General features: G+C 42.7%; 10 protein-coding genes. All 10 read right to left on the bottom strand.

The genetic code is table 11. The features are described 5' to 3' along the window. Positions 1–258: 258 nt before the first annotated feature. The 10 genes from CWC02_RS13315 to atpB all read right to left on the bottom strand — a co-directional run bounded on the left by CWC02_RS13315 (position 259) and on the right by atpB (position 10,403). Entirely contained in the window at positions 259–2,088 is a 1,830-nt protein-coding gene (locus CWC02_RS13315) for a choice-of-anchor I family protein (protein ID WP_138618687.1), read from the bottom strand. Positions 2,089–2,231: 143 nt separating this feature from the next. Then, positions 2,232–3,590, bottom strand: a complete 1,359-nt coding sequence (gene glmU / locus CWC02_RS13310) for a bifunctional UDP-N-acetylglucosamine diphosphorylase/glucosamine-1-phosphate N-acetyltransferase GlmU (RefSeq protein ID WP_138618685.1) — start codon at positions 3,588–3,590, stop codon at positions 2,232–2,234. 272 nt (positions 3,591–3,862) lie between these two features. Further along, positions 3,863–4,285 (bottom strand): F0F1 ATP synthase subunit epsilon, encoded by a 423-nt coding sequence (locus tag CWC02_RS13305; RefSeq protein ID WP_054554812.1) that lies wholly within the window; start codon positions 4,283–4,285, stop codon positions 3,863–3,865. A 13-nt stretch (positions 4,286–4,298) separates the two neighbouring features. Beyond that, on the bottom strand, positions 4,299–5,684 hold the full coding sequence (atpD, locus tag CWC02_RS13300) for a F0F1 ATP synthase subunit beta (RefSeq protein ID WP_054554811.1): 1,386 nt from the start codon (positions 5,682–5,684) through the stop codon (positions 4,299–4,301). A gap of 32 nt (positions 5,685–5,716) precedes the next feature. After that, complete coding sequence (gene atpG, locus CWC02_RS13295) at positions 5,717–6,577, bottom strand: F0F1 ATP synthase subunit gamma (RefSeq protein ID WP_054554810.1); 861 nt, start codon at positions 6,575–6,577, stop codon at positions 5,717–5,719. 59 nt (positions 6,578–6,636) lie between these two features. Next, entirely contained in the window at positions 6,637–8,178 is a 1,542-nt protein-coding gene (gene atpA / locus CWC02_RS13290; RefSeq protein WP_138618683.1) for a F0F1 ATP synthase subunit alpha, read from the bottom strand. A 14-nt stretch (positions 8,179–8,192) separates the two neighbouring features. Continuing rightward, complete coding sequence (gene atpH, locus CWC02_RS13285; protein ID WP_054554808.1) at positions 8,193–8,726, bottom strand: F0F1 ATP synthase subunit delta; 534 nt, start codon at positions 8,724–8,726, stop codon at positions 8,193–8,195. A 16-nt stretch (positions 8,727–8,742) separates the two neighbouring features. Beyond that, complete coding sequence (gene atpF / locus CWC02_RS13280) at positions 8,743–9,213, bottom strand: F0F1 ATP synthase subunit B (protein ID WP_054554807.1); 471 nt, start codon at positions 9,211–9,213, stop codon at positions 8,743–8,745. A 42-nt stretch (positions 9,214–9,255) separates the two neighbouring features. After that, positions 9,256–9,489 carry a F0F1 ATP synthase subunit C gene (atpE, locus tag CWC02_RS13275; protein ID WP_010561330.1) on the bottom strand — a complete coding sequence of 78 codons (234 nt, stop codon included), beginning with the start codon at positions 9,487–9,489 and terminating at the stop codon, positions 9,256–9,258. Positions 9,490–9,545: 56 nt separating this feature from the next. Continuing rightward, on the bottom strand, positions 9,546–10,403 hold the full coding sequence (gene atpB / locus CWC02_RS13270) for a F0F1 ATP synthase subunit A (protein WP_054554806.1): 858 nt from the start codon (positions 10,401–10,403) through the stop codon (positions 9,546–9,548). Positions 10,404–10,418 lie beyond the last annotated feature (15 nt).

Below are 10,418 nucleotides of genomic sequence, written 5' to 3'. Positions count from 1 at the left end.
CTCTCTGTCACTTTGTTCAGCCCTTTTCATTGCTGCCCGCCGTGTCAGTGGATGCGCATTATAGGGATACGAAGAATTAACGCAAGCACTTTTTGAAGGTTTTTTTGAATATTTTCAAATTAGTGCAATAACCATACAAATAAAGGGTTACAGAGGGGTTTTAGCTCAAAAAGCAGTCATTTTTGTGAGGATAAAATGGCATAGAAAAAGCGACATACATTAAATTAGCTATGTCGCTTTTTATTTTTATAAGGCGGATTAGTTAGTAGAAATTTCCCAAACAGCGATTGAACCCGAAATTTCATTACCAACAACTAGCAATGCTTCATTCGTTGCACTTTGTTCTGCAGGTATAAATGCCATACCTTCAGGAGCAAGATCACCTGTTATATCTGCATCAGCTTCTAGGCCACGATTAAAAAAGTAATCTTGGAATGTCACATTGTATGGATTAGTAATATCAAACACCATAATGCCACCCATACGCTCTAAACCAATAAATGCAAATGTACGTTCGCCAATAGTACCCAGTGCTAACGCTTCTGGTTCTGCACCTTTGTCATCAGAGCGACTATCACCTTCATTTTCATCTTCGTTATTATTGAATGCTGCTCCGTGAACTGATGCAGTAATACGTGAGATTTGATCGCCCGAGTCAAAAACCACCATGCCGTTACTATCCCAGATGGTAAAAGAGCGAGCACCATATGCATAGAGTGATTCATATTCGCCATTATTATCTTCATCACCTTTAACAGTGGTTACTTTTAAACGGCCAATATCACTGTTGTCATTGTTCAGGTAGTCAAAATTGCTTGCCAGTGTTAAGTCTTTAGCTCTGGTTTCATCTATATATGATAAACAACCATCATCTTCATCGTAATCTAGACCACCTTTTGCTAAACAATCAGCTTCGTCGGTTGTATCAAAGAAGTATTCTCGTGCATCACCTTCGTTCGCTGTGACAATAAAGTTAGCACCTTTCCAAGTAAAGCTTGAAATCGTATCTGGTTGATACATGCCATAGAGACCAGGGTACGATTTAAAGTTAACGCCACCGTCTTTATCAGATGCATCAAAAAGTAAATTGGACCAATCTTTAAAACCTAATCCTTTAAGCTCTAGGCTATTATCTTCAAGGTTGACGATAGCAAGGGCGTTATTTTCTTGTAGTGAGACGTAGGCAAACTTATTGTCTTTCGAAACGCTGATGTATTCAGGTTCTAAATCCATTGCTACGGTTGTATTAATCAAGTTACCGTTGATTGTTCGACCTGTCGGGTTAGCAAATACAATCCCAAGTTCTTCAAGCTCTGCTTGTTTGTCGTTATAAGCCGAAAAAGTAATGCTAATAGCAGTATCTGCAATTACACCATCATTAATATTAATAATGCTGATAGAGCCTTCAGGGTCAATGCTATAGTTACCATTAGGTTCACCTTCATTTGCAACCAGTACTTTATTGCCATCATGGCTAAAAGTAACCATGTCGGGCAGGGCGCCTACAGTGACATTTTTAATAAACTGAGGCTCGTCGCCACTAATATCATAAAATGCGATTAAACCTGCATCACCGGTATTACTAGCTGCCATTGCAACGGCTAAAAGTTCATTATTAGCATCAATCGCGATACTGTTCGCATCACCCACACTGTGCTCATTAAGTGCAAGGGTAATCTCTGAGGTTAAATTAGTGCCGTTTATAACCCCTTCGTTATCTTTAACTAAAGCTGCACGGTCAAAGCTATCGGCTTTCATGATATTAACGACCGCAGAATCACCGGAACTATTGATAGCAAATATTCGTTGTTTAGATGCTTGGTAAGCAACAATTTCCGCAGCACCTTCAGGGCTTTCTGCGTTCAGCACTGCACGGCCGATAAGATTTATAGTTAAAGCGGCGTTTGCATCTGTACCATTTGCTCCGTCATTTCCGTTTGTACCATCGGTGCCATTTACTCCATCAGTTCCATTTTGACCTGCAGGACCTTGCTCACCTTGTAGGCCGTCTTTGCCGTCGTCACCGTCTAATGAGCAGCCAGAAAGAATGGTTAAAAGTGATAGCGCAATAATTGATCTTTTTAACATTATTATTTTTCCTTGGAATTGTATTAGGGCAATTACAACACGCAGGCATTACAACTATATGGCACTTTTATGTGAACAAAATTTAGCCATAAAAAAAGCGAGTATAAACTCGCTTTTTATTTATAAATTAGTAGGGTAGCTCATTACTTTTTAGTTGGGCGCTTCCAACCAGTAAGGTTACGTTGTTTACCACGAGCGACTGCAAGCTGTTCGTCTTCAACTGTATTAGTAATAACCGAACCTGCGCCAATCGTTGCCATTGAGCCAATATTAACAGGGGCCACCAGTGATGAATTAGAACCGATAAAGGCGTTATCTCCAATAATGGTTTTTGATTTATTTACGCCATCATAGTTACAAGTAATAGTCCCTGCGCCAATATTAACTTTTTCGCCAACTTCAGTGTCGCCTAAGTAGGTTAGGTGGTTTGCTTTTGAGCCTTTGCCTAAGCGAGTCTTTTTCATCTCAACGAAGTTACCAATGTGCGAGTCTTCTTCCATAATCGCACCAGGGCGAAGGCGGGCATATGGGCCTAAAGTGCATTTAGCAGCAACACTGGCTTCTTCAACAAGTGAGTTAGCTTTAATAACAACGTTATCGCCGATAGTACAATCTTTAAGTACGCAATTTGGCCCAATTTGTACGTTATTACCCAGAGTTACTTTACCTTCGAAGATAACATTAACGTCGATGAGAACATCTTCGCCAGTCGTTACTTCACCACGTACATCAATACGAGCAGGATCAGCAAGTGTTGCGCCGTTTAGCATTAGCTCTTCTGCTTGCCATGCTTGGTATGCACGTTCAAGCGCTGAAAGTTGTACGCGATTATTAGCACCTTCAACTTCCATCGGATGCTCAGGCTGTGCAGAGGTAATTTCAACACCTTCACTGTGTGCCATCGCAACAATATCTGTTAAGTAATATTCACCTTGAGCGTTATTGTTAGATAGGTTACCTAACCAACGTTTAAGTAGCGCACCATTAGCAGCCATAATACCGGTATTGATTTCTTTAATTGCAAGTTGCTCAGGTGAAGCATCTTTTTGTTCGATAATACCTACTAGCTTGCCATTTTCACGGATCATTCGGCCATAACCTGATGGGTCATCTAAGGTAACCGTTAATACTGCTAAGCCTTTTTCTGGAGTCGCAGCAAGTAGCTTTTCTAAGGTCGCGCGTTTTGTTAGTGGCACATCACCATAGAGAATTAATACGGTGTCATCATCGGCAATGTGTTCTTTAGCAACAGCGACAGCATGACCCGTACCGAGTTGTTCTTCTTGTAATACCCAGTTTACTTGGTTGTGCGATAGGGCTTCTTGAAGCTGATCACGGCCATGACCGTAAACAAGATTTGTTTCACGAGCACCAAGGGCAGTGGCATTATCAATAACGTGCTGAACCATAGGTTTACCAGCAACTTTGTGTAATACCTTAGGTAGAGCAGAGCGCATACGGGTGCCTTTACCCGCAGCAAGAATAACGGTAGTCAAAGACATTAAAACAATATCCTTCTTTCTTTGTTTTAGGTGTGCAATATTTTGTGAGTTCTGGAAAACATACAAAGTTGTGTAAGTCACATCATGTGTAAATACGCAATCCTAATGCATTGGACTGAACCTTGAATGAAACAGCTATTCACTATTAATTTACACTATTGTAGCGAGCTTTAATGAAGGATATAAGTATAAATATAAAGTAGGGCGCTAAACGGTGAATTTTAGGCACAAAAAAGCCCACATTAAGTGGGCTTTTTGAAAACCGAGTAGGCTTACTTTTTACGTAATTGTTGAATTACGCGAAGTTGAGCGATTGCTTCAGCAAGTTGCACTGCAGCTTGTTGATAATCTAACTCAGCAGTTGACGTATTCGCCATTTGCTCTTCAGCATCACGTTTAGCTTTTTCAGCCGCTTGTTCGTCTAGGTCTTCACCACGTACTGCAGTATCTGCAAGAATCGTGATGCGATCCGGTTGAACTTCTAGCGTGCCGCCAGCAATATACATCACGTCTTCGTGACCAAATTGCTTAACTAAACGTACCATACCAGGTTTTAGGGCAGTTAATAATGGAGCGTGACCATAGTTAACACCAAGGTCACCTTCACTACCACTCACTTGAATCGATTCAACCAGACCAGAGAACAAGCTCTCTTCTGCGCTTACTACGTCAAGATGTACAGTCATAGCCGCCATACTACCCTCCTAATTACATGCTTTTGGCTTTTTCTTGAGCTTCTTCAATAGAGCCAACCATGTAGAACGCTTGCTCTGGCATATCATCAAACTCACCGTTTAAGATACCTTTGAAGCCAGCAATTGTGTCTTTAAGTGACACGTATTTACCAGGCGCGCCTGTGAATACCTCAGCAACGAAGAACGGCTGAGATAGGAAACGCTGGATTTTACGTGCACGAGATACAACTTGCTTATCTTCGTCAGAAAGCTCGTCCATACCTAGGATTGCGATGATGTCTTTAAGTTCTTTATAACGTTGAAGAACTGTTTGAACGCCACGCGCTGTATCGTAGTGCTCTTGACCGATTACTAGTGGGTCAAGTTGACGTGAAGATGAATCAAGTGGGTCTACCGCAGGGTAGATACCAAGTGAAGCGATATCACGAGAAAGTACTACTGTTGCATCTAAATGAGCAAACGTTGTTGCTGGAGATGGGTCAGTTAAGTCATCCGCAGGTACGTATACCGCTTGGATTGAAGTGATTGAACCCGTCTTAGTAGATGCGATACGCTCTTGAAGTACACCCATTTCTTCAGCAAGAGTTGGTTGGTAACCTACTGCTGAAGGCATACGACCTAGAAGTGCTGATACCTCTGTACCCGCTAGAGTATAACGGTAGATGTTATCAACGAAGAAAAGTACGTCACGACCTTCGTCACGGAACTTCTCAGCCATAGTAAGACCTGTTAACGCTACGCGTAAACGGTTACCCGGTGGCTCATTCATTTGACCGTATACTAGAGATACTTTGTCTAGTACGTTTGAGTCGTTCATCTCATGGTAGAAGTCATTACCCTCACGAGTACGCTCACCAACACCTGCGAATACTGAGTAACCGCTGTGCTCGATTGCGATGTTACGGATAAGTTCCATCATGTTTACGGTTTTACCAACACCGGCACCACCGAATAGACCAACTTTACCACCTTTAGCGAATGGACATACAAGGTCGATTACCTTGATACCAGTCTCTAAAAGTTCTACTGAACTTGATTGTTCTTCATAAGAAGGTGCTGCACGGTGAATAGACATACGCTCTTCTTCACCAATTGGACCAGCTTCATCAATAGGGTTACCTAATACGTCCATGATACGACCTAGTGTCTTCGTACCTACTGGAACGTGGATTGGCTGACCTGTACCTTCTACTGCAGTACCACGACGTAAACCGTCAGTAGTACCAAGTGCGATACCACGTACCACACCGCCACCTAGCTGTTGTTGAACTTCTAAAGTTAAACCAGCTAAGTCGCCATCTGTTACTTTTAGTGCGTCATATACGGCTGGCACGTTGTCTTGTGGAAATTCGATATCCACAACGGCGCCGATAATTTGGACGACCTTACCTAAACTCATGTCTATTCCTCTCATTAAACTTTGCCGAAGCGTTAAACTGCTGCCGAACCGCCAACAATCTCACTAATTTCTTGTGTGATTGCAGCTTGACGAGCCTTGTTATAAACAAGCTGTAACTCATCCATAAGGTCGCCAGCGTTATCAGTTGCAGCTTTCATTGCAACCATACGGGCAGCCTGTTCAGAGGCAGCGTTCTCAACTACACCTTGGTATACTTGAGACTCAATAAAGCGTACTAACAGAGCTTCTAAAATCGCTTCTGGGTTTGGCTCATATAAGTAATCCCAAGAATGTTGAGATACTTCTTCTTCAGCTTTTGGCAAAGGGAGTAACTGATCGATTGTTGGCTCTTGCTTCATAGTATTAACGAACTTGTTGAATACTACGTATAAGCGGTCAATTTTACCTTCAGAGTATGCATCTAGCATTGTCTTTACAGGACCAATAACGTCTTGTAGTGAAGGTGTATCTCCTAAGTTCGCTTTTTTAGCGACTAACTTACCGCCAAAACGTTGGAAAAAGCCAGCTGCTTTGCTACCTAAAGTAGTAAATTCAGCTTCAACGCCTTTTTCTTTCCACGCTTTAACATCTAGGGCAACTTTTTTGAACTCGTTTGAGTTCAAGCCACCACATAGACCACGGTCAGTAGAGATAACAATATAACCAACTCGTTTTACTTCACGCTCTTCTAAGAAAGGGTGAGTAAAATCAAGATTTGCTTGAGCAACACGACCAATCACTTGGCGTAAGTTTTCAGCGTATGGACGGCTTGACGCCACACGTTCCTGCGCTTTTTTCATTTTAGACGCAGCAACCATTTCCATTGCGCTGGTGATCTTTTGAGTATTCTTGATACTCCCGATCTTGCTTTTAATCTCTTTTCCGCTGGCCATGACTCTCTCTCCGAATCAGGTGGGCTTTAGTTGCCTAAAGCTCACCATTCATAACTAAATTACCAAGTTTGCGTCGACTTGAACTTCTCTAGAAGTTCTTTAAGTTGAGCTTCAATCTCAGTGTTGTAGTTACCAGTTTCATTGATTTGAGCCATTAGCTCTGCGTATGTGCTGTTTGCGTAAGAAATTAGGCCAGCTTCGAAATCCATGATTTTCGCGATTTCGATGTCTTTTAGGTAGCCTTTTTCAGCAGCAAATAGCGACAGAGACATTTCAGCAACAGACATTGGTGCGTACTGTTTCTGCTTCATTAGCTCTGTTACGCGCTCACCATGCTCTAATTGAGCACGTGTTGCATCGTCAAGGTCAGACGCGAACTGCGAGAACGCAGCTAATTCACGGTACTGAGCTAACGCTAGACGGATACCACCACCTAGTTTCTTAACGATTTTAGTTTGCGCTGCACCACCAACACGAGATACCGAGATACCAGCGTTAACAGCTGGACGGATACCTGAGTTGAATAAGTCAGTTTCTAAGAAGATCTGACCATCGGTGATAGAGATAACGTTTGTCGGTACGAACGCAGAAACGTCGCCGCCTTGAGTTTCAATGATTGGCAATGCCGTCAATGAACCTGTTTTACCTTTCACTTCACCATTAGTGAACTTCTCAACGTAATCAGCGTTTACACGTGATGCACGCTCTAGAAGACGTGAGTGAAGGTAGAATACGTCACCTGGGTATGCTTCACGGCCTGGTGGACGCTTAAGTAGTAATGAGATTTGACGGTAAGCAACAGCTTGCTTAGATAAATCATCATATACGATTAGCGCGTCTTCACCACGGTCACGGAAGTATTCACCCATAGTACAACCAGAGAATGGTGCTAGGTACTGAAGTGCCGCAGATTCAGAAGCAGATGCAACAACAACAATCGTGTTTTCTAATGCACCGTGCTCTTCTAATTTACGTACTACGTTAGCGATAGTAGATGCTTTTTGACCAACTGCAACGTACACACACTTAACGCCTGTACCTTTTTGGTTGATGATAGCATCAATTGCTAATGCAGTTTTACCAGTTTGGCGGTCACCGATCACAAGCTCACGTTGACCACGACCTACTGGGATCATCGCATCGATAGATTTATAACCAGTTTGTACTGGCTCATCTACTGATTGACGTTCGATAACGCCTGGTGCGATTTTCTCAACAGGTTCAAAACCGTCGTTATCTAAAGCGCCTTTACCGTCGATAGGTGCACCTAGTGTGTTAACAACACGACCAAGTAGACCACGACCAACAGGAACCTCTAGGATACGACCAGTTGATTTAACTTTTACGCCTTCTTTAAGGTCAGCGTAAGGACCCATTACTACAGCACCTACTGAGTCACGCTCAAGGTTTAGTGCGATAGCATAACGGTTGCCAGGAAGCTCGATCATCTCACCTTGCATACAGTCAGCAAGACCGTGGATGCGGATGATACCGTCAGTAACAGATACGATAGTACCTTCGTTACGAGCTTCACTTACAACTTCGAACTGCTCAATACGTTGTTTGATCAGATCTGAAATTTCAGTGGAATTAAGTTGCATGCTCTTTTTCCCAATTACGATTGTAGTGATGTAGCTAAGCGGGCTAATTTGCCACGTACTGAGCCGTCGATTACAGTGTCACCCGCCTTAATGATAAGACCGCCAACAACTGTAGTATCTTCACTACAATTCAGCTTAACTTTGCGTGCGAAACGTTTTTCAAGTGCCGCTACCAATGTTGCTTGCTGCTCAGCAGCAAGCGGTGTTGCAGAAATCACGTCAACGTCGATTTCTTTGTCGTAGTCCGCTTTAAATTCAGCGAATAACTCAGCAACAGCAGGCAGTGCAACTAAACGTCCATTTTCAGCCATCACCTTGATTAGGTTCTGACCTTGTTCGTTGAGCTGCTCTGCACAGATCTTGATAAACAGATCTGCTTGTTCAGTAGCAGTAGGCAATCCAGCTAGCGCGGCAGCGGCTTGCTCGTTGCTGGCAACGTGGCCAGCAAAGAACAGCATGTCGTTCCAACTTTCAACAGTGCCTTTTTCAACGGCAAGTTCAAAAGCCGCTTTAGCGTATGGGCGAGCGATAGTAGCCAATTCAGACATGCTCATACCCTCCTAATTACAGCTCAGCGACAAGTTTTTCAACGATGTCACTGTGTGCGGCTTGATTGATTTCGCGCTCTAAAATCTTCTCAGCACCAACCACTGCCAGCGTCGCTACTTGTTTACGTAGTTCTTCTGTTACACGGTTACGCTCTGCTTCGATTTCAGAGTGCCCTTGAGCAATAATTTTTTCACGCTCTTGTTGACCACGAACAGTTTCTTCGTCAACGATTAGCGTGGCACGCTTTTTAGCTTGTTCAATGATATCAGCCGCTTGAGCTTTTGCCTCTTTAAGCTGCTCAGCAGCTTTCTTTTGCGCAAGTTCTAAGTCTTTTTCGGCTCTATCAGAGGCAGCTAAACCATCTTCGATTTTCTTCTGGCGAGCTTCAATTGCACCATTTAGTGGTGGCCATACGTATTTCATACAGAAAAGTACGAAAACCGTAAATGCAATTAATTCACCGATAAGAGTGGCTGTTAAGTTCACGACCGCTCCTCCTTAAAATAGTAAGCTGTTCAAAAAATAATATTAAAGTACGAACAACAATACCATTGCGATACCAACACCGATCATAGCTACGGCATCGATTAGACCAGCAAGGATGAACATCTTAACTTGTAATGAAGGTGCAAGTTCAGGTTGACGAGCACAAGCTTCTAGGAATTTACCACCCATGTTACCGAAGCCGATAGCAGTACCGATTGCACCGAAGCCGATAAGTAGAGCAACAGCGATGTACTTAAGACCAATCATTAGTTCCATTTTTTTCTCCAAAGTTTCAATTGTAAATTAAAGTTAAAATTTAAAAGTGTAAAAAATTAGTGATTATCTGAGCTTGCCATGCTTAGGTAAACGATTGTAAGCATCATGAATACGAATGCTTGCAGTACGATTACTAAGATGTGGAATACAGCCCAAATAAAGTGCAACGGTAGTTGCATTAAACCAACTGCGCCGATCAAGATGAAAATCAACTCACCAGCATATAAGTTACCGAATAAACGCAGTGCTAACGAGAACGGCTTAGCAACTAAAGCGATTGTTTCTAGTAATAAGTTACATGGGATTAAGAACACCATCGCTAGCTTGTTATTAGAGCTAAACGGGTGAAGCGTTAATTCAGCTAAGAATCCGCCAATCCCTTTGATTTTGATTGCGTAACCGATCATCAGAATGAATACACCAATAGCAAGTGCAGCAGTCATGTTGATGTCTGTGGTAGGTACAATCTTCATGTAAACGTCGTGAGAATCCATACCAAATGCTTGCTCGCCAACGAAGCCAGCGAATGCAGGTAGGAAATCAACCGGAATCAAGTCCATTAAGTTCATTAAGAACACCCAAACGAAAATCGTTAGAGCTAATGGAGCGATTAATGCGCTTTTACCGTGGTATGTGTCACGTACGTTGTCGCCAACGAACTCAACGATCATTTCAATGAAACACTGAAATTTACCAGGTACACCGGTATTTGCTTTCTTAGCGGCACTACGGAAGATCCATAAAAATACAAGACCTAGACCGATTGACCATGCGAGGGTATCTATATTCCATGTCCAGAAACCACTGTCTGCACACGCTTTGTTGAAGGCAAGACCAGCGTCGGTCGAGCACATCTTAGCGTTAGTTAAGTGGTGCTGAATATGGCTTGATAGAGTTACTTCTTCTGCAGCCATGTTATATCCCAAAAG

The sequence above is a fragment of the Pseudoalteromonas sp. S2721 genome, assembly GCF_005887425.1.
GTDB lineage: Bacteria > Pseudomonadota > Gammaproteobacteria > Enterobacterales > Alteromonadaceae > Pseudoalteromonas > Pseudoalteromonas simplex.
This window is presented reverse-complemented; position numbering and strand designations above follow the sequence as displayed.